Origin of the sequence: Pseudomonas sp. K2I15, from assembly GCF_002204795.1 — a bacterium.
Lineage (GTDB): Bacteria > Pseudomonadota > Gammaproteobacteria > Pseudomonadales > Pseudomonadaceae > Aquipseudomonas.
This window is the reverse complement of record NZ_NIXO01000002.1, coordinates 1-17,933: the sequence shown is the minus strand read 5'-3', so window position 1 is coordinate 17,933 and position 17,933 is coordinate 1. Positions and strand designations below refer to the sequence as shown.

Here is a 17,933-nt window from a genome sequence, read left to right as displayed (position 1 = left end):
AACGCAGTGGATTCAAAGAAAAGCGAAAGATTTCGGGCCATGCACAAGGCCTTGCAGGGCGAGTCGGCGATTCACCTGCGTGACATGGCCGCGCTGCTCGGCGTATCGGAAATGACCCTGCGCCGCGACCTGGTAGACAGTCCCCAAGGCCTTCGTTTGCTGGGTGGGCACGTGACCCGCAGCGGGCCGCCGGAGCCTGATTACCAGGTTGCCGAACAGGACCAGCGCCATGTCGCCGAGAAGCGCCAGATCGGCGCATTGGCCGCCAGCCTGGTACGGCCCGGCGACACGGTGTTTATCGATTGCGGCACCACCACGCCGTTCATTATCGAGGCGTTGCCGGATGACCTGGAGTTCACCGCGCTGTGCAATTCCCTCAACGTATTGCTCAAGCTGCAGCAAAAGCCCCACTGCACCATCATCCTCTGCGGCGGTACTTTTCACCGGCGCAACATGGTGTTCGAGAGTCATGCAGAGGCGGGCATCCTGGACGGCATCCGCGTGGCGTGGGCGTTTATTTCGGCGGCCGGCGTCAGCGCGGCCCACGGCGTCACCTGCTACAACCTCAACGAAGTGGAGGTTAAACGCCGGGTCATGGCGCGGGCGCAAACCTGCGTGCTGGTGGCCGACCACAGCAAGTTCGACGAGGTACGTGCCGCGCACTTTGCCGAGCTGTCGGACTTCCAGCGAGTGATCAGCGACCCTGGCCTTGACGCAGCACAACAGCAGGTGATCAAGGACAGCGGGGCGATCCTGTTGATCTGATTCAAATAGCATTGTGATTTTTATTTCATTTGTTTGGAATTTAACAAATTAGCCTTGACACCCTCGGGAGCAAGGCATAGTTTTTCAAATGTGATCGCGGTTCACATTTGTGAGCGTGGCCTCCCTGAAGGCTGCGCCCGAATCCAGACAACAATAAAAATAGGAATCACCATGCTCCAGATAGCCCGTAAACCTGTTCATGTGCTGGCCCTTGCACTGGCTGTCGCGGCCTCGGCGCTGGCGCTGAACGCCCAGGCCAAGGATCTGAAGATCGGTTTCAGCCAGGTCACCCTGCAATCTCCCTTCTATGTACAACTGCGCGATGGCGCCAAGGCCGCAGCGGCCAAGGGCGGCGACGAGCTGATCTTCCTCGACGCCAACGGCGATATCAGCAAACAGAACAACGACATCCAGGACCTGCTGACCCGCAAGGTCGACATCCTCATCATCAATGCCGTGAACCCCGACGCCGTGGGCGCCGCCCTCGACGCCGCCAAACGCGCCAAGGTGCCGGTGATTGCCGTCGACCGCGCAATCAATGCCCCCGTAGCCACCACCATCGGCCGCAACAACGCCGAGATGGGCGAATTGTCCGGCAAGGCTTTGCTCGCCGCGCTCAAGCAGCGTGGCGTGACCAAGGGCAAGATCATCGAGATCCAGGGCGACGCTGGCGGCACGGTCATGAAAGAACGCCGCAAGGGCTTCCACACCGCGCTGGCCGGTACCGACTTCAAGATCATCGACGGCCCCTACAGCGAATACATGCGCGCCAACGCGGTAACGGCGATGCAGGATTTGCTGCAAGCGCACCCCGACCTCAAGGCCGTGATCGCGCATAACGACGACATGGCCATGGGCGCGCTGCAAGTGCTCACCGAAAGCGGCAAGAAAGACGTGCTGGTGGCCGGGATCGACGGCTTGTCCGAGGCCTTGAATGCCATCCAGAACGGCGATCAATACGTGGCCACCGCCCTCAACGACCCGCGCTACCTCGGCGAAGTCGCCATTGAGGCGGCACGTGCCCTGGCGGCCGGCAAATCGGTGCCGAACTTTGTCGATGCCGGCACCCAGGTGGTGACCAAGGCCAACGCGGCCGAGGTCAAGCATGACTCTACCTTCGGCGAATACCGCCCCGGCGCGCTCTAACGGTTCTGCGCCGCCACGCTATGGATTTTTGCTGGCACCTCTTGCGGGAGGTGCCCGTTCGAACGCACTCGTCACTCAACAGAGGAATTCACTGTGAAAGCTGCCGTCATGTACCAACCGGGCGATATCCGGGTCGAAGATGTTCCCAAACCTGCGGTCAAGGCCGGCCACGCGCTGGTCCGGGTCGCGGCCTGCGGCGTGTGCGGCTCGGATATCCCGCGCATGCTGAGCAAGGGCGCCCACGTGATGCCGCTGATTTGCGGCCATGAATTCGCGGGCTTCATCGAAGAAATCGGCAGCGGTGTCGAAGGTTATGCCATCGGTGAGCTGGTGACCGTGCCGCCGATGATTCCGGACGTCAGCAGCGACCAATATGCCCGTGGCTTTCCGTCCCGCTCGGAGCGCTACGACTACTTCGGCAGCCGCCGCGACGGCGCGTATGCCGAGTACGTCAACGTGCCGCTGAGTAACTTGATCAAGGTGCCCCAAGGCATGGACCCGATTGCCGCGTCCCTGGTGGACCCGGCGGCGATTGCCCTGCATGCGATCTGGAAAGCCGACTTCAAGGCCGGGCAGATCGGGGCGGTGGTGGGGTGCGGGCCGATCGGCCTGTTTGCGATTCAATGGCTGCGGGTCATGGGTGCTAAAGATATTGTGGCCATCGACATCGCCGAAGAAAAGCTCGCCATGGCCCGCGAAGCCGGCGCCACTCACACCCTGCTCAGCGGCGCGGCGGATGCCGAGTTGCCACGCTGCCAACTGGTGATTGAAGCCGCCGGCCACCCAAGCTCGATCAATCAGGCCGTGCAACTGACCAAGGCCGGCGGGCACGTGGTGTTTATCGGCATTCCTACCAGCGAAGTCGCCCTCAGCACCGCGACGTTCTCGCACTTCCTGCGCCAGGAAATCTCCCTGCACGGCGCCTGGAACTCCTTCTCGGCACCGTTCCCGGGTGACGAATGGACGGCTTCCATCGACAAGTTGGCTTCCGGTGAATTGCAGTGGCAGTTCATGATTACCCACGACTTGCCGCTGGATGAATTGCCGGCGATGTTCAAGCGGTATGCCGATCGCAGTGAAGTGGCGGCCAAGGTGATTTTCCGTCCCTGAGCCACGCTGTTAGTTGTGTGTCGCCAAGCCCGACAGCGCTGAGCGTTGCCGGGCTTAAAACAAAAAGCGTCGTCGTAACAAGACGCAGGAGGACTACCGATGACCTTGTTGTTGGGACTGGATTTCGGAACAGGTGGGGTGCGAGCCGGGTTGTATGACCTGCACAGCCACAAACTGGTGCACGTCGCCGAGGCGCCGTACGCCACGCAATACCCGCAGTTGGGCTGGGCCGAGCAGGCGCCGGCAGATTGGTGGTCGGCACTGGGCAAGGCCTGCCGGCAGTTGATGGCCCTGGCCGGGCACCCGCAGGTGGCGGCGGTGTGTGTCGCCACCACGGCCTCCACAGTGGTGGTCGCCCAGGCGGACGGCCAACCCCTGGCCCCGGCGTTGTTATGGATGGATTGCCGCGCCGCAGCCGAGTCGGCGCGCACGGCCCACGTCAGCCACCCGATGATGAACCAGGGCGGTGACGCGGTGGAATGGCTGGTGCCCAAGGCGATGTGGCTGGCCGAGCACGAGCCCCAGGTTTACCAGCGCGCCGAGCGGATTTGCGAGGCAGTGGACTGGATCAACTTTCAGTTGACCGGGCGCTGGGTCGCCTCCCAGTTGAATGCCAGTTGCAAGTGGAATTACGACACGTTGGCGCAGCGTTTTCCGGTGGAGCTGTACGCCGAGCTGGGCGTGCCGGAACTGGCGCAAAAACTCCCGCAGGAAGTGATCAAGGTCGGTGGCCGCATCGGCCCATTGAGCGCCGACGCAGCCAGCCATTTGGGACTGACCCGCGACACCCTGGTGGCCCAGGGCGGAATCGATGCCCACATGGCAATGCTCAGTGCCGGCACCACCGGCGCCGGCGAGCTGTTATTCATCGGCGGTACCTCGGTGGTGCAACTGATGCACACCCCACAACGTATCGACGTACCCGGCATCTGGGGGCCGTACCCCGGTGCCTTGCTCGATGGCCAATGGTTGATGGAAGGCGGGCAAGTTTCCGCCGGATCGATCCTCAACTGGCTGGCGCAAAAAATGTTCGGCCTCGACGATGCCGGGCACCAACGGCTGATCCGCCAGGCCGCAGAACTCAAACCAGGCTCCACCGGCTTGCTGGTGCTCGATTACTGGATGGGCAACCGCACGCCGTACCGCTCGCCGGACATGCGCGGGGCGATCATGGGCCTGTCGCTGAACCACGACCGGCATGACCTGTACCGCGCCTCGGTGGAAGCGATTGCCCTGGGCTCGGCGAATATCTTTCATACCTGGCGCTGCGAAGGCATCGAGATCACCCGTGTGGTCGCAGCAGGTGGTTTCCAGAAAAACCCGTTGTGGTTGCAGGCCACAGTGGATGCCACTGGCGTGCCGTTCGAAATGGTGCCCCACGACAACCTCACCCTGATCGGCACCGCAGCCGCTGCAGCTTGTGCCCTGGGCGAGTTCGGCAACTTGCAGGAAGCCGCGACCGACTTCACCACCCTCGGCCGGCTGATCGAGCCGGATCCTTACGCCCACGAGCAATACATCGAGTTGCTGGGCCGTTACCGCGCCGCCACCGACAGCGTCGCGCCTATCAGTTGCAAGCCGCCGGCGAACCGCACGCTCGGCGTAAGGCCGGCAGCATGAGTGCCCATCCTGAAGAATCGTTTGCCACGCGGATATCGGCAGACTCCCAGCGCGACGACCTGATGGTCCAGGTGGCCAAGCTGTATTACGACCTGGAAAAGACCCAAAGCGATATCTCCCGGGAAACCGGCCTGACGCGCTGGCAAGTCAGCCGCCTGCTGCGCGAGGCGCGGGATTGCGGGGTGGTGCGCATCGATATCGTCGCCCGCTCGGCGCGCCTGCCGCAGCTGGAAGTGGCGTTGCAACGGCGCTTCGGCCTGCGTGAAGCGCTGGTGTTGGATGTAGAAGACGCCGACACCGCCTTGAACGTCGTGACCCAGGCCGCCGCCCGCTACCTGTGCAATCTGCAGCCGATGCCGGCCCTGATCGGCGTGTCGTGGGGCCGCACCCTGACCAAAATGGCCCAGTGGCTGGTACCGCGTTGGAATGAGGGCGTCAATGTGGTGCTGCTGAATGGCGCGATCAATACGCGCTCGATGGGCGAGCCTAGCCATAACGTCGCTGAACGCTTCGCCCAGGCTGCCCGTGGCCAGGCCACGTTGCTGCCGGTGCCGGCGATTCTCGGGCATGCCCACACCCGCGAAGCACTGGAGCAGGACCCGGTGATCGCTCAGGTACTGCGCCTCGGCCAACAGGCGCCGGTGGCGTGTTTCAGCCTGGGTGAGTTGTCTGATCATTCGGTGTTGATGGAGTCGGGTTACATCGACCGCCCTATGCTCGAAGAGCTGGAGCGCCTTGGAGCCGTCGGCGACATCATGGGCCGCTTTATCGGCATGGACGGCGAGCCGGTAATGCCCGAACTCGACGCACGCACCCTGGGCCTGCCATTGGCCGCATTACGCGACAAGGCCTGGTCCATCGCCGTGTGTGTCGGCGCGCAGAAGCACCGCATCGTCCACGCCAGCGTCAAGGCCGGCTACGTGAATGTGCTGGCCACTGACGCGGCGACCGCCCGCTATTTGCTGGAGCAGGATCATGAGTGAGTTGGCCCTGGATATTCGTCATGTCAGCAAGCGCTTTCCGCCCAACGTGGTGGCGCTGACCGACGCGTCCCTCGACGTTCGGCCGGGGGAGGTGCATTGCCTGCTAGGGGCCAACGGCGCAGGCAAAAGTACCCTGTTGAAAATCGTCGCCGGCGCCCATCGCCCGGATGGCGGCGAGATGTCGGTGGCGGGTCGGCGGGTGGAATTGAAGAACCCGCAGCAGGCGCGCCAGGCCGGGATTGCGATGATCTATCAGGAACTCGACCTGATCCCGCAGATGACCGTTGAAGAGAACCTGATGCTCGGCTACACGCCGCAGCGTTTCGGGATTATTTCCCGGGGCAAGCGCAGCGCATTGGCCAAGGCCGCGCTGTTGCGGGTGGGGGCGAATTTTTCGAGTACCGACCGGGTGGGCAGCCTGTCGATTGCCAATCAACAACTGGCGGCCATTGCCCGGGCACTGACGTGTGAAGCCCGGCTGGTGGTGATGGACGAGCCTTCCGCGGCGCTGAATGAGACCGAACTCAGGCGGGTGTTCCAGGTGATTCGTGAGATCACGGCGGCCGGGGTGGCGGTGCTGTATGTGAGCCACCGCTTGAATGAAATTCGCGAGATCGGCGACCGGGTTACCGTGCTGCGTGCCGGGCGAACCCTGCAAACCCATGACCTGGCGCAAATCGATGACCAGGCGCTGATCGCCGCCGTGGTCGGCGAACACCGCGACCTGCTGGAGCGCAGCTCGCGTCTGGCGCCCCGGGAAAACCTCGCGCTGAACATTCGCCGCTTGCGAGGGCCGCAGGGCCTGGACGTGCAGGCCCTGCAAGTGCGCCAGGGCGAAATTGTCGGGCTTGCCGGGCTTAACGGAGCAGGACGCAGCACCTTGCTCAAGGCCTTGTTTGGCGTGGGCCGCAACGACAGCGATGTCGAACTGTTTGGCCAGCCTTATCACCCGCAAACCTCACGCCAGGCCATCCGCCAGGGCGTCGGGCTGGTGCCGGAAAACCGCAAGACCGAAGGCCTGCTGCTGGACGCGCCGATCTACCGCAACGCCTGCCTGGTGCACACCCGGCATTTGAACTGGTTTTCCCATCGCCAGGCCAAGGACCGCGCCGGCCCTGTGCTGCAACGCTTGCAGACCAAGCTCGACAACCTGGAGCAACCGGTGCGCCAGCTCTCCGGTGGCAATCAACAGAAAGTGGTCATGGCCAAGTGGGTGATCGACGGCGCGCGCCTGTTGCTGCTCGACGAGCCCAGCCGTGGCCTGGATGTCGGCGCCAAGGCCGACCTCTACGCCCTGGCCCGCAGCCTGGCGCAGGAAGGCGCTGCGGTGCTGGTTGCCAGCAGCGAGCTGGACGAGTTGTACGTCAATTGCGACCGCATCTGGGTGATGCACGAGGGACGAAATGCAGTGTGCTTCGACCCCTTGACTGCCAGCCGCGACCAGATCGACCAGGCCATCCTTATCGGTAAAACGAGTGTAGAACCATGACTATTGCGAGCAATCCAAGCCCGGTTTTCGATAAGCCCGTCGCCCTCACAAGCCGCCGTCGCAGTGCGGTGCTGGAGTGGGTGATGCGCTACAACTTCGTGTTCATTTTCCTGTTTGCCGTGGTGGTGGCGACGTTCCTGTCGGACGACTTCCTGACCTTCGGTAACATCGCCAACCTGTTCCAGCAGGGGGCGATTGTCGGGATCGTCGCCATCGGCATGACCTTTGTCATCCTTACGGCCAATATCGACCTGTCGGTGGGCAGCCTGTGTGCCTTCGGCGGGATTCTGGTGGCTGTGCTGTTGCAACAGCAGGTCAGCGGCTGGCTTGCGGTGCCGGCCACCTTGCTGGTGGGCCTGGCCATTGGCACGCTGATGGGCAGCCTGACGGTGTTTGGCAAAGTGCCGAGTTTTATCATCACCCTGGCCGGGCTGGTTTCACTGCGCGGGGCCACCTTCCTGGCGTCTGACGGTGCACCGATTGGCGGGCTGCCGGCCAGCTTCACGGCGTTCGGTTCGGCCATGATCGACATCTGGCCCAGCGCCGGGATTGTGTTTCCGGTGCTGGGGCTGATCTTTATCCTGATCACCGTCGTTGCCTGGCTGGTGCTGCGCTACACGGTGTTTGGCGAGTATGTGCTGGCTACCGGCGGCAACCTGGAGGCTGCGCGGCTGTCCGGGGTGCCGGTGCGTGCGGTGACGATTGCGGTGTTCGCCATCTGCGGCGGCCTGGCGGCGTTTGCCGGCTTGTTGATGACCTCACGCCTGCACGTCGGCCAACCGACCGCCGCCCAGGGCCTGGAACTGGATGCGATTGCCGCCGTGGTGCTGGGTGGTACCAGTTTGTTCGGCGGGCGCGGCAGCGTGGTGGGCACGGCGGTGGCGGTGATGCTGCTGCAGGTGTTGCGCAATATCTTCAACCTGTTGGGGCTGGGTTCGTTCTACCAGATGGCGATCACTGGGGTGATCATCGTGCTGGCGATTTTGCTCAACCGCTTGATCGACCATTATGCTGGCCGTACCTGAGGACGCCTTGATGAATGCACCGCTAACCGCGCCGATCAAGGCCGTGATCTTCGACATGGATGGCCTGCTGCTCGACACCGAAGGCATCTACACCGAAGTCACCCAGTTGATCGCCGACCGTTACGGCCGCACGTTTGACTGGAGCATGAAGCAGAACACCATCGGCTTGGGGGCTTATGAACTGGCCAGCTACATCGTGCAGGCCGTGGGATTGCCGATGACCCCCGAGGCGTTTTTACAGGCGCGCACGCCGTTGATGAATGCGCGGTTTGCGCAAGCGGCGGCCATGGCTGGGGCCCAGGTACTGGTGCGGCATTTGTCGGCTCACGGTATTCCGATTGCAGTGGGCACCAGCTCTTCGCGGCACTATTTCGAGCTGAAAACCACCTTGCACCGCGAATGGTTCGCCTTGTTCGACGCCATCGTTACGGCGGATGACCCGCAGGTGGGCGCCGCCAAACCGGCGCCGGACATCTTCCTGGTGGCCGCCGAACGGCTGGGCGTGGCGCCCGCCGACTGCCTGGTATTCGAGGATTCGCCGTTTGGCATTACGGCGGCGAAGGCTGCGGGGATGTATGCCGTGGCAATCCCCGACCCGGCGATGCCGCAGGAAAAGTTCCTGCATGCAGATGGTCGGCTGCTGAGCCTGGAGGCGTTTGACTTGCAGGCGTGGGGGCTGCCGGTACGTTCGGTGGGATGAGCCTTTACCGGGCCAGGCGGTGAGACATGACCACCATTGGGATCGCAGCGATGTCAGTACTGAAAGGGATTTCTGCCAGGCGTACAAACCCGTAACGCTGATAAAAGCGCTGGGCGCTTTCGTTGGTCTTGAGTACTTCGAGCCATAACACCGGTTGCAGGCGGGTACGTGCGAGTTGATGTATATGGTCCAGCAACTGCTGACCGTACCCATTACCGGCCTCGGACTTCAGGAAGTAGATTTTTTGCAGCTCTGCGCCGGTTTCGTCGCTGCCCGGGATTGCCCGGTTCCAGTTGACCTTGGCGAAACCGACGGCGCGCGCCTGCTCATCCATGGCGAGTAACCAGCAATGTGCTTGCGGACGCTCAAGGGTGTCTTGCAGCGATTGGGCGGAGAAGTCCTTGTCCAGGAAACCCTGCATGCCCGCCGGGCTCCAGATGGCCGAGAAATGCTCGGTGTAGGTCTCGATACCGATGTCGCGCAGCACCGCTACATCGCTGACCGACGCCTGTTTGATAGTGATCATCTTCCCTGCTCCATGAAGTGCGCGCCTGTGCGACGTCCGGTAGGTTACACCGCTTTACCCGGGTGTATGGTAGGTCGGGCAAACACCTGGATTATCTCTGGAGAGAGAGGTGACTATGAGCACTCCCATGCTGAATAAGCTGCATCTCAACGGCTACGACATCGTGCAGGTCAACAGCGGCCCGTGGCGGGTCTGTACCAAAGCTGATCGCCTGGCATCCTTCGGCTCCCGCGAGCAGGCACTGGCGTATGCCGCTGCGCTGCCGGGGTACAAGTCGCGGTCGAGGTCTGCTGCCAATCAAGCTTGACCCCTTAACAGCCTCGGTCAGTCCGAGGCTTTTTATTGGGAGGTGATTGGGTAATGCATACCTGTGGCGAGGGCGCTTGCTCGCGCTGGAGTGCGAAGCGCTCCCCGGATCTTGGGGCCGCTACGCAGCCCAGCGGGAGCAAGCTCCCTCGCCATAGTGTGGCCTGCACAGCCTAGACGAATGGCTGGCCGCTGAACCCGCGCGGCAGGCGCTGACGGCCTGGCAGGTCGGTCAGGCGCTGTGTCCAGGCGCTGCGCCAGTCACCGGCAACATGTGCCGCCTTGGATCTGCGCGCGGCGCGCCGGGCGGCGTTGCGTTGGGTGCGGCGGGCTTCCTTGTAGGCTTCGGTGTTACGGCAGGTACGGCATTTGACCCGCTTCAGCTCGGTGCTGGAAGGGAGGTTGTTGCCGTGATGACCGCAGGCTAGATGCCCGGCGACCTTGAAGTGAATGACCATGTAAGCGTCTCCTTCTTGGGGGATGCGTCGCATCGGTAATCTGCTGATGCGCGCGGGCAGGGCGGGCAGCCATTGGCTGATTTCACCGCTCTGTCTTTTATGACAGTTCGCTGACCCGGGCGTTCGTTTGCGCAGGTTGGCATCGCTGTTCGTGACGCACCCGCTCGTTTACTCTCCCGGGACACACACAATGTGAAGATGGAGTGGAAGATGAGCAATCAAGAGTCCCAGGAAGGCGGCTGCCGTTGTGATCGGGTGCGTTTTACTGTCAGCGAAAAACCGCTGATCACCATGGCGTGCCACTGCACGGGCTGCCAGAAGATGTCGTCCAGCGCGTTCTCCCTGAGCGCGCTGATCCCCAGCAGCGGATTTACCATCACCCAGGGCAACCCGGTGATCGGCGGGCTGCATGGCGTAGACCGCCATTATTGCTGCCCGCACTGCATGAGTTGGATGTTTTCCCGGCCCAATGGCGTCGAGGACTTGATCAACCTGCGGCCAACCCTGTTTGATGACGTCAGCGGCTATGTGCCGTTCATTGAAACCTGGACCAGTGAAAAGCTGCCATGGGCGTCCACCCCGGCGCAGCATAGCTTTGCGCAGCTCCCGGAGCGGGAGGATTTCCCCGCGCTGATACAGGCGTACGCCGAGTTCAGCGCCGGTTGAACTAGTCCATCAGCGCCAGCAGGTCGGTGTCGCCCACGTCGCGCCCGGCCTGTGTCAGCAGCGTCGTCACCTGGCCCCGGTGGTGGGTCTGGTGATTGAAGAAGTGCACCAGCAGCGCATAAAAATTCTTGCTCATGGCCGTGCCTGCCATATTGCGGTAGGCCAGTGGCTGGTCCAGCTCCGGCTCACTGATCGATTGCGCCCACTCGATGATGATCTGGTCGAGCCAGGCGCGATGAGCCGACAGTTCGCGGAGGTTGGCGAATGCCAGTTGGTCCAGGCGTGGCGGCAATTCCACAGCGCTTAACGGTGCCAGCGCTGTAAACCGGGCTGGATGCTCGGCAAAGCGCTTGAGCCAGACGCGGTCACCCAGGGCGAGGTGATTCAGCGTGCCCAGGATCGAGCCGAAGAACGCGCCACGGTCGGCACTCAACTCCTCATCGCTCAAACCGCCGGCAGCCTCGTACACCTTGCGGTTCATCCACTGGTTGTAGGTCGCCATCAAGGCAATCTGCTCGGTACGGGTCACGTGGGTACTTCCTTGATGGGGGTGTCGCGCCATCATAAAGCGCGCCTGCCCGGCGGTCATGGTGTTCTGGCGCAGCGGGTCTATTGTTGTTGATCTGGAACTCTGCGCCCTGGGAGGGTGACACCATGAATACCGGCGATCTACTGGAACAATTGCTGCGGGCGGGCCAAGGCTCGACGAGCCAGCAGGGCGGCTCTGCACCGGCGTCTCAGGGCGGGCTCGGTGGTTTGGGCGGGTTGCTCGGCGGTTTGCTGGGCGGCGGCGGTGCTTCGGCTTCCGGCGGTGGTGGCCTGGGTGGTTTGCTCGGTGGCCTGGGCGGCATGCTCGGTGGAAGCCGTGCGGCACCTCAAGGGCGTTCAGGCGGCACCCACTATGCGGCATTGGCGTCCCTGGGGATGATGGCGTTCCAGGCGTATCAGGCCTGGCAGCGGCAGCAGGCGTCGGCGCCGCAGCAGGCGTTGCAGACGGTTGATCAATTGTCTGGCGCGCAAGTCGAAGCGCATAGCCACGCGGTGCTGCGCGCATTGATTGCGGCAGCGAAAGCGGATGGTGAGATTGATGAGCGGGAGCAGCAGATGATCTCGGCCGAGATCGGCAAGCACACGGATGATCCGCAATTGCAGGCGTGGCTCGATGCCGAGGTGGCCAAGCCGCTGAATGCGGCCGATTTTGCCGAGTTTGCCGGGGACCCGGCGGTGGCGTCCGAGGTGTATCTGGTGAGTGTGATGCTGGTGGATGACCAGCAGGATGCGGAGCGTAGTTATCTGGATGAGCTGGCGGGGCAGTTGAAGATTGATCCGGCGTTGCAGGTGCATCTGGAGCAGCAGGCCAAGGGGCAGGTTTAAAACACTACTAAACCTGTGGCGAGGGAGCTTGCTCCCGTTGGGCTGCGCAGCAGTCCTAAAACAATCGACCGTGTGCTTTCAGGCAGGAATCAGTCGAAGGTTTTAGGGCCGCTTTGCGCCCCAACGGGAGCAAGCTCCCTCGCCACAAGTGATCATCGTCTGGGGGCTAGAACCGCAGCGTTGCACCGGTTGTCAGCCACTGATTTCGATCCCCGATCAAACTGCGCCCCACCACCAGGTCCACATCCACATTCTTGCCGATATGCACCCTGGGTCCGGCTTGCCAGGCCTGGTCGCCACCCTGCTGGCCGTAGCGTTCGGCAATCAGCGTCAGCGAGTCCGCCAGGTTGTATTCAAACCCGGTGCCCCAGGTCGGCCGATGGGTTTGGTCGCCGTCGTTATAGGCGTGGCTCCAGCCCGCGTTGAAGTTCAGCCGCAGGGCCTCCATGGGTTGCCAGGTAAACGGCACGTTAAAGTCCGCGCCATCAAACGAGTGCTGACGATTCAGGGCGTAATGCACGCCGGCAGAGGCGGCCAATTCCAGGCCCAGGTCCTCCCGCGTCCACAACTGCGCCTTGAGCTGCGGATTAACCTGAGTTTCCCCATCACCGTCATGGTTGGCACGCGACACAGCGGCGGTCCACTGCAACCAGGGAATCGCGGTGGAGGTGCAAGCCGGCGCCAGGGTTTCACTGTGGGTTGAGCCGTCGTGTCGATTGGCGGTGAACCAGGCGTCGACATTGCATTCGCCTGGGGCATTGATCGCGCCGTCGTCGACCACGTAGGAGCCGCCGGCCGCGTAGGCATTCGACATCAGGCTGAGTACCAGCACGATGCCCGCCGTCACGCCGACGAAAATCAGGTTGCGCCGCACCGCGCGTAGCTTGGAGGCGGGCAGGGGATGGAAGGTGAAGTGAGTGGTGCGGTTACGGTATTTGGCGAAACCGTCAGGGGTGTGTTTCTTGTACATGGTGAACCTCGATCAACAGCCTGAGGCGTGTCCCGACCGGACTTGGCAGGGACGCGCCGTGATTCAAATAAAAAGTGATGTGCAACGGGGTGCCGCTACAACTGGGTTCTTCGTTCATGCCTGGATGCTCCAATAAGGGTTGATTCAGTTGTCTACGGTCAGTACGTGGATGCCGCAGGCCTTGGCCTGGCTCACCAGTTCCGAGGTGTCGTCGCCACCGGGCAGCGCGATGATCACGTCGGGGCGGCTGTCGGTGAGCATGAACTGGTTGCGATGGCGCTCGGCGTGCTTGCCATGGCGTTGCCAGTTGGGTGGGTAACGCACCACGTCCACCCCGGTTTCCCGGGCCCAGTCCTCCACGTCGCTGCCCAGGAACTGACTGCCGCCGTGGATCAACACCTGCACCGGGCGCAGGCGGTGATAGGCGTCCAGCACCTGGCGGGACATTTTTGCATCGGCGTAATGACGACCTGCACAGATCAAGACGCGCATGGTGATGTTTCCTTGTGGTGCGTATTTCCATTTATCGACGTGGGCGCAGCAAGCGGATGCACGTGCTGTTCAAGGTGCTGGAAAAGCCCAGCATGAAGCGCATTTCCACGGCGCTGAGCACGTTGCGCGCGTAAAGCCGCACGCCCAGCACCATCACCGTCTTGGCGGCTTGGGCGAGGGCGAATACCAGCACCGCGCGTGCGGCGTTGTCGAGGTAGCTCATGAGTGTGTTCATCGCCTCTCTCCATCAAAGGCTGCAGTCACTGTAGGAGCGAGCTTGCTCGCGAAAAACCCGAGAGCACTGCGTTTAGCCAGGACGCCCGCGTTATCGTTAACGACCTTCGCAAGCAAGCTCGCTCCTACAGAAAACCGGTCAGTACCACTGCTTGAAGCGGCGGATGTAGATGGTTTTCATCAGTTGGGCCACGCAGCAGTAGGCGACCAGGGTGCCCACCAGCCATGGGAAGTACGCCAGTGGCAGCGGCTCCAGGCCCACCATCGCGCCCAGCGGCGAGAACGGCACGTAGATGCCCAGCGCGATCACGATGCAGGTCATCATCATCACCGGCCATGCGGCGTTGCTCTGGAAGAACGGGATCTTGCGGGTGCGCAGCATGTGCACCACCAGGGTTTGCGAGAGCAGCCCCTCGATGAACCAGCCGGACTGGAACAGGGTCTGCATTTCCACACTGTTGGCCGAGAACACGTACCACATCAGGGCAAAGGTGGTCATGTCGAAGATCGACGAGGTCGGCCCGATCCAGATCATGAAGCGGCCAATGTTTTTCGCATCCCACTTGCGTGGCTTGGCCAGGTATTCCTTGTCCATCTTGTCCCACGGCAAGGCCAACTGGGAGATGTCGTACATCAGGTTTTGCAGCAGCAAGTGGATCGACAGCATCGGCAGGAACGGGATGAACGCACTGGCCACCAGCACCGAGAACACGTTGCCGAAGTTGGAGCTGGCGGTCATGTTCAGGTACTTCATGATATTGCCGAAGGTCTCGCGGCCTTTCAGCACGCCTTCTTCCAGCACCATCAGGCTCTTTTCCAGCAGGATGATGTCGGCGGACTCCTTGGCAATGTCCGTCGCGCTGTCCACCGAGATACCCACGTCGGCATCCCGCAGGGCCGGCGCATCGTTGATGCCGTCGCCGAGGAAACCCACGGTGTGGCCGTTGGACTGCAAGGTCTTGAGCACACGGGACTTCTGCAGCGGCGTCAGTTTGGCGAAGACTGTGCGTTCCTCAACCCGTAGCTTGAGGGTGGCGTCGTCCATCGCTTCGATTTCCACACCCAGCAACGGTACACCGGGTTCCAGGCCGACCTGGCGGCAGATCTTGCTGGTAACGATGGCGTTGTCGCCGGTGAGCACTTTGACCGCTACACCGATCTCGCGCAGGGCCGCAATCGCCGGGCCCGCGGTTTCCTTTGGTGGATCAAGGAAGGTCAGGAAGCCACGGATCACCAGGTTGCGTTCATCGGTCGTGGTGTACTGCTTGCGTGCGACAGCCTTGGGAATGTTGCGGGTGGCCAGCACCAGCACCCGGAAACCGTCTTCGTTGTAGTCCTGGGCAATCGCCAGCAACTCGTTGCGACGACGATCATCCAGCTCGACGGCAACGTCGCCTTCCATCACGTGGGTGGAAATGCTCAGCATCTCCTCGACCGCGCCCTTGCACACCAGCAAGTGATCGTTTTGCGCGTCCTTGACCACAATCGACAGGCGACGGCGGATAAAGTCGAACGGCAGTTCATCCACCTTGCTGTAGGCGAACGGCACCTGGAACTTCGGATTCTGCTCCGAGAACTGTACGACCGCCTGATCCATCAGGTTTTTCATGCCGCTTTGGTGATGGCTGTTGAGCCAGGCCAGGGTCAGCACCGAGTCATCACGGTTGCCAAAGGCGTTGACGTGGTGTTCGAGGATGATCTTGTCCTGGGTCAGGGTGCCGGTCTTGTCGGTGCACAGTATGTCCATCGAACCGAAGTTCTGGATTGCGTTGAGGCGCTTGACCACCACCTTGCGCTTGGCCATGGCGGTAGCGCCCTTGGCCAGGTTGGCGCTGACGATCATCGGCAGCATTTCCGGGGTCAGGCCCACCGCAACCGCCAGGGCGAACAGCAGGGCATCGCTCCAGTCACCCTTGGAGAAGCCGTTGAGGAAGAACACGATCGGCGTCATCACCAGCATGAAGCGGATCAACAGCCAACTGACACTGTTCACCCCACGGTCAAACGCGGTTTGCACCCGGGAGCCGACAATTGCCTTGGCCAGGGAGCCAAAGTAGGTGCGCGGGCCGGTGGCAACCACCACGGCTTGCGCCCGGCCGCTGACCACGTTGGTGCCCATGAAGCAGATGTTCGGCAAGTCCAGCAGGTTGCCCTGGTCTGCTGCCGTGGAGGTGGCGGATTTTTGCGTGACATCGCCCAGGGTGTCGTACTTCTCCACCGGCAAGGCTTCGCCGGTCAGCACGGCCTGGCTGATGAACAGGTCGCGGGACTCGATCAGGCGGATGTCGGCCGGGATCATGTCGCCGGCAGACAGTTGCACGATGTCGCCGGCCACCAGGTCGCGCATCGGCACTTCCCGCAAGGTCGGCTTGGCGCCCACTTGCTCACGGCGCAGCACCGTTGCGGTGGTGCGCACCATGGCCTTCAAGGCTTCGGCTGACTTGGCCGAGCGGTGCTCCTGCCAGAACCGCAGCAGGCTGCTGAGCATGACCATGGTCATGATAATGATGACTTTGGTCAGGTCGGCTTCTTCACCGGCCTGCAGCGGCAGCCAATAGTCAGTGAAGAAGCTGATGGCGCCCAGGGTCAGCAGCACGTAGATGAACGGGTTGTTCAGGGCCTGGAGGAATTGCACGATGGCGTGAGGCGGCTTGTCGTGGGCCACCTCGTTGTAGCCTTCACGTTGCAGGCGAGCAGAGGCATCCAGCTCGGTCAGGCCATCCTTGGTTGCCCGTACATTGGCGAGGGTTGCCGAGAGGCCGTTTTGGGCTTCACGGGCGGCACGCATCGACAGCTTGGTGTCGGTGCCGTTTTTCTTGTGCAGTTTCGGGTTTTTTACTGCGCTCATTGTGTGTACTCCTGTCGCCAATTTTTCGACAAAACATACCCGGTACTTACCTGATGACAGGCGAGCGAAAGCATGCCGAGTCGCTGACTTCGCGATCGGTTTAAATAAAGTGTGAGTAACTTTCTAGAGGCCCGCTAACAGCGCGTTAGTTAACTAGCGCGCAGCGGGCTACTACTGGCTTCGTCCATAGAGAACTCCAGCTAATCAATTAACGGATAATCAGGAAGTTGCTGTTTCCAGCCGGCTTACGCCGCGCGAGCGTCCACGTAGAGGCTCAGCATCAGGCTCGCTTGTGCGACCAGGCTGGAAACGTCCCGTCTCTGTGGGTCTTGAGGGTCGGCGTGGTCCCATTGCTGGACCAGGTGGCCGGTGGTGGGGCAGATACGCCAGTGCGCCAGAGGAGCCGGGCACACGCGGGGGGAGGAGGTAACAAAGGCGCTGCGGGTTGGCGAAAAGCCTACGGGCTCGCGGCACAATTTGGCACGCAAGGCGGCGGCCAGCGTACGCAGATCAGGCAAAGCAATCAGTTGAAAGGTCATAACACACCTCGGGACCGGACTGGCATCCGGTGAGGCAGTTACGTTGGAGCGTCAGGCTCTAGCGCAGCTTACTCGGCCGGAAAGGCGAGTCCCGTCATGTTCTCTGGGTTTTGCGCCCGATTCGCCGCATTCACGGTGATCGGACAGCGACTAGATACTGTGTCCATTGGCTTCTTTTGTGAGGTTAAAAAATGGCCCTGAGTTGCAGGCACGGGGAATTTACTCAGGCAGTTGTCTGATGTCAACTTTTAATGACTTAATTTGTTACTGGTTCAGAGTTTGTTCAGATAGAAGGTGGGGGGGAAGTTGCAGTGTGATTATAAATGATCTGCGTCGCTGCTGAGATGGGTTGGGTGCATATCCGTTGTTTTTGTTATGGCTGATATGGGTTCCGCTCTTACAGCGGCTCACTTTTGAACAGCGCAAAAGTAAGCAAAACGCTCTTGCCCCACCACTCGGCACCTCGCCTGGGCTCGGTGTGCCCTCAGCTCCGGTAGTACTACGCGGGCCGCCGCGACGGGGCGTCCCTGCCCCGTCGCGGCTAAACCGGCGTCCTGCCGGTTTACCCGCTCCGTACTACCTGCGTTCGGCCAGCGTGGTTTAACGGGGCGCCTAAGATCAAGATCAACAGCAGATCAAGAACACAGCGGCCTACCGGCCGGCTTGAGTGGTGTAGAGCAAA

19 protein-coding genes are annotated in these 17,933 nt (G+C 61.9%); 11 read left to right on the top strand and 8 right to left on the bottom strand.

What is annotated here, in order from left to right; translation table 11 throughout:
* The first annotated feature begins 6 nt into the window (after nucleotides 1-6).
* The 8 genes from deoR (at nucleotide 7) to CEC48_RS02205 (ending at nucleotide 8,838) form a co-directional block, all read left to right on the top strand.
* Nucleotides 7-765, top strand: coding sequence for a DNA-binding transcriptional repressor DeoR (gene deoR / locus CEC48_RS02240; protein WP_088422246.1), 759 nt, complete (start codon nucleotides 7-9; stop codon nucleotides 763-765).
* 171 nt (nucleotides 766-936) lie between these two features.
* Nucleotides 937-1,911 (top strand): substrate-binding domain-containing protein, encoded by a 975-nt coding sequence (locus tag CEC48_RS02235; protein WP_088422245.1) that lies wholly within the window; start codon nucleotides 937-939, stop codon nucleotides 1,909-1,911.
* Between the two features lie 93 nt (nucleotides 1,912-2,004).
* Nucleotides 2,005-3,021 (top strand): galactitol-1-phosphate 5-dehydrogenase, encoded by a 1,017-nt coding sequence (locus tag CEC48_RS02230; protein ID WP_256579648.1) that lies wholly within the window; start codon nucleotides 2,005-2,007, stop codon nucleotides 3,019-3,021.
* 99 nt (nucleotides 3,022-3,120) lie between these two features.
* Nucleotides 3,121-4,641 carry a ribulokinase gene (locus CEC48_RS02225; protein ID WP_088422244.1) on the top strand — a complete coding sequence of 507 codons (1,521 nt, stop codon included), beginning with the start codon at nucleotides 3,121-3,123 and terminating at the stop codon, nucleotides 4,639-4,641.
* Nucleotides 4,638-5,624, top strand: a complete 987-nt coding sequence (locus tag CEC48_RS02220; RefSeq protein WP_088422243.1) for a sugar-binding transcriptional regulator — start codon at nucleotides 4,638-4,640, stop codon at nucleotides 5,622-5,624. Before CEC48_RS02225 ends, CEC48_RS02220 begins: the two co-directional genes overlap by 4 nt.
* A complete protein-coding gene (locus CEC48_RS02215) occupies nucleotides 5,617-7,113 on the top strand; it encodes a sugar ABC transporter ATP-binding protein (protein WP_088422242.1) in 1,497 nt (498 codons plus the stop codon). Before CEC48_RS02220 ends, CEC48_RS02215 begins: the two co-directional genes overlap by 8 nt.
* A complete protein-coding gene (locus CEC48_RS02210) occupies nucleotides 7,110-8,138 on the top strand; it encodes an ABC transporter permease (protein WP_088422241.1) in 1,029 nt (342 codons plus the stop codon). The genes CEC48_RS02215 and CEC48_RS02210 overlap by 4 nt, the downstream gene beginning before the upstream one ends.
* A 10-nt stretch (nucleotides 8,139-8,148) precedes the next feature.
* Nucleotides 8,149-8,838: an HAD-IA family hydrolase gene (locus CEC48_RS02205; RefSeq protein ID WP_088422461.1), complete on the top strand. Its 690-nt coding sequence runs from the start codon at nucleotides 8,149-8,151 to the stop codon at nucleotides 8,836-8,838.
* Nucleotides 8,839-8,842: 4 nt separating this feature from the next.
* Here CEC48_RS02205 and CEC48_RS02200 read toward each other — a convergent pair whose 3' ends face one another.
* Complete coding sequence (locus tag CEC48_RS02200) at nucleotides 8,843-9,364, bottom strand: N-acetyltransferase (protein WP_088422240.1); 522 nt, start codon at nucleotides 9,362-9,364, stop codon at nucleotides 8,843-8,845.
* A 115-nt stretch (nucleotides 9,365-9,479) separates the two neighbouring features.
* On the opposite strand from CEC48_RS02200, the gene CEC48_RS02195 reads away from it, so the two are divergent.
* Nucleotides 9,480-9,671 carry a DUF2188 domain-containing protein gene (locus CEC48_RS02195; RefSeq protein ID WP_088422239.1) on the top strand — a complete coding sequence of 64 codons (192 nt, stop codon included), beginning with the start codon at nucleotides 9,480-9,482 and terminating at the stop codon, nucleotides 9,669-9,671.
* Between the two features lie 172 nt (nucleotides 9,672-9,843).
* Here CEC48_RS02195 and CEC48_RS02190 read toward each other — a convergent pair whose 3' ends face one another.
* On the bottom strand, nucleotides 9,844-10,128 hold the full coding sequence (locus tag CEC48_RS02190; RefSeq protein ID WP_088422238.1) for a hypothetical protein: 285 nt from the start codon (nucleotides 10,126-10,128) through the stop codon (nucleotides 9,844-9,846).
* Between the two features lie 210 nt (nucleotides 10,129-10,338).
* Here CEC48_RS02190 and CEC48_RS02185 point away from each other — a divergent pair, with 210 nt between their 5' ends.
* Nucleotides 10,339-10,794 carry a GFA family protein gene (locus tag CEC48_RS02185; RefSeq protein ID WP_088422237.1) on the top strand — a complete coding sequence of 152 codons (456 nt, stop codon included), beginning with the start codon at nucleotides 10,339-10,341 and terminating at the stop codon, nucleotides 10,792-10,794.
* A gap of 1 nt (nucleotide 10,795) precedes the next feature.
* Here the strand turns inward: CEC48_RS02185 and CEC48_RS02180 are convergent, their stop codons facing one another.
* Nucleotides 10,796-11,323 (bottom strand): DinB family protein, encoded by a 528-nt coding sequence (locus CEC48_RS02180; protein ID WP_088422236.1) that lies wholly within the window; start codon nucleotides 11,321-11,323, stop codon nucleotides 10,796-10,798.
* A gap of 125 nt (nucleotides 11,324-11,448) precedes the next feature.
* Here CEC48_RS02180 and CEC48_RS02175 point away from each other — a divergent pair, with 125 nt between their 5' ends.
* Nucleotides 11,449-12,168, top strand: coding sequence for a tellurite resistance TerB family protein (locus CEC48_RS02175; RefSeq protein WP_088422235.1), 720 nt, complete (start codon nucleotides 11,449-11,451; stop codon nucleotides 12,166-12,168).
* Nucleotides 12,169-12,334: 166 nt separating this feature from the next.
* On the opposite strand, the gene CEC48_RS02170 is transcribed toward CEC48_RS02175, so the two are convergent.
* The 5 genes from CEC48_RS02170 to CEC48_RS02150 all read right to left on the bottom strand — a co-directional run bounded on the left by CEC48_RS02170 (nucleotide 12,335) and on the right by CEC48_RS02150 (nucleotide 17,251).
* Nucleotides 12,335-13,138, bottom strand: a complete 804-nt coding sequence (locus CEC48_RS02170; protein ID WP_088422234.1) for a hypothetical protein — start codon at nucleotides 13,136-13,138, stop codon at nucleotides 12,335-12,337.
* 144 nt (nucleotides 13,139-13,282) lie between these two features.
* On the bottom strand, nucleotides 13,283-13,630 hold the full coding sequence (locus CEC48_RS02165; protein ID WP_088422233.1) for a DUF2493 domain-containing protein: 348 nt from the start codon (nucleotides 13,628-13,630) through the stop codon (nucleotides 13,283-13,285).
* Between the two features lie 31 nt (nucleotides 13,631-13,661).
* Nucleotides 13,662-13,865, bottom strand: a complete 204-nt coding sequence (locus CEC48_RS02160; protein WP_256579647.1) for a hypothetical protein — start codon at nucleotides 13,863-13,865, stop codon at nucleotides 13,662-13,664.
* 138 nt (nucleotides 13,866-14,003) lie between these two features.
* Nucleotides 14,004-16,712, bottom strand: a complete 2,709-nt coding sequence (mgtA, locus tag CEC48_RS02155; protein ID WP_088422232.1) for a magnesium-translocating P-type ATPase — start codon at nucleotides 16,710-16,712, stop codon at nucleotides 14,004-14,006.
* A 245-nt stretch (nucleotides 16,713-16,957) separates the two neighbouring features.
* Nucleotides 16,958-17,251, bottom strand: coding sequence for a hypothetical protein (locus tag CEC48_RS02150; protein WP_088422231.1), 294 nt, complete (start codon nucleotides 17,249-17,251; stop codon nucleotides 16,958-16,960).
* Nucleotides 17,252-17,933 lie beyond the last annotated feature (682 nt).

Excerpts from the sequence above, each read along its gene's own strand:
- CEC48_RS02235 (WP_088422245.1), top strand. The coding sequence starts at position 937 with ATGCTCCAGATAGCCCGTAAACCTGTTCATGTGCTGGCCCTTGCACTG.
- CEC48_RS02225 (WP_088422244.1), top strand. The coding sequence starts at position 3,121 with ATGACCTTGTTGTTGGGACTGGATTTCGGAACAGGTGGGGTGCGAGCC.
- CEC48_RS02220 (WP_088422243.1), top strand. The coding sequence starts at position 4,638 with ATGAGTGCCCATCCTGAAGAATCGTTTGCCACGCGGATATCGGCAGAC.
- CEC48_RS02215 (WP_088422242.1), top strand. The coding sequence starts at position 5,617 with ATGAGTGAGTTGGCCCTGGATATTCGTCATGTCAGCAAGCGCTTTCCG.
- CEC48_RS02210 (WP_088422241.1), top strand. The coding sequence starts at position 7,110 with ATGACTATTGCGAGCAATCCAAGCCCGGTTTTCGATAAGCCCGTCGCC.
- CEC48_RS02205 (WP_088422461.1), top strand. The coding sequence starts at position 8,149 with ATGAATGCACCGCTAACCGCGCCGATCAAGGCCGTGATCTTCGACATG.
- CEC48_RS02200 (WP_088422240.1), bottom strand. The coding sequence starts at position 9,364 with ATGATCACTATCAAACAGGCGTCGGTCAGCGATGTAGCGGTGCTGCGC.
- CEC48_RS02195 (WP_088422239.1), top strand. The coding sequence starts at position 9,480 with ATGAGCACTCCCATGCTGAATAAGCTGCATCTCAACGGCTACGACATC.
- CEC48_RS02190 (WP_088422238.1), bottom strand. The coding sequence starts at position 10,128 with ATGGTCATTCACTTCAAGGTCGCCGGGCATCTAGCCTGCGGTCATCAC.
- CEC48_RS02185 (WP_088422237.1), top strand. The coding sequence starts at position 10,339 with ATGAGCAATCAAGAGTCCCAGGAAGGCGGCTGCCGTTGTGATCGGGTG.
- CEC48_RS02175 (WP_088422235.1), top strand. The coding sequence starts at position 11,449 with ATGAATACCGGCGATCTACTGGAACAATTGCTGCGGGCGGGCCAAGGC.
- CEC48_RS02170 (WP_088422234.1), bottom strand. The coding sequence starts at position 13,138 with ATGTACAAGAAACACACCCCTGACGGTTTCGCCAAATACCGTAACCGC.
- CEC48_RS02165 (WP_088422233.1), bottom strand. The coding sequence starts at position 13,630 with ATGCGCGTCTTGATCTGTGCAGGTCGTCATTACGCCGATGCAAAAATG.
- CEC48_RS02160 (WP_256579647.1), bottom strand. The coding sequence starts at position 13,865 with ATGAACACACTCATGAGCTACCTCGACAACGCCGCACGCGCGGTGCTG.
- mgtA (WP_088422232.1), bottom strand. The coding sequence starts at position 16,712 with ATGAGCGCAGTAAAAAACCCGAAACTGCACAAGAAAAACGGCACCGAC.
- CEC48_RS02150 (WP_088422231.1), bottom strand. The coding sequence starts at position 17,251 with ATGACCTTTCAACTGATTGCTTTGCCTGATCTGCGTACGCTGGCCGCC.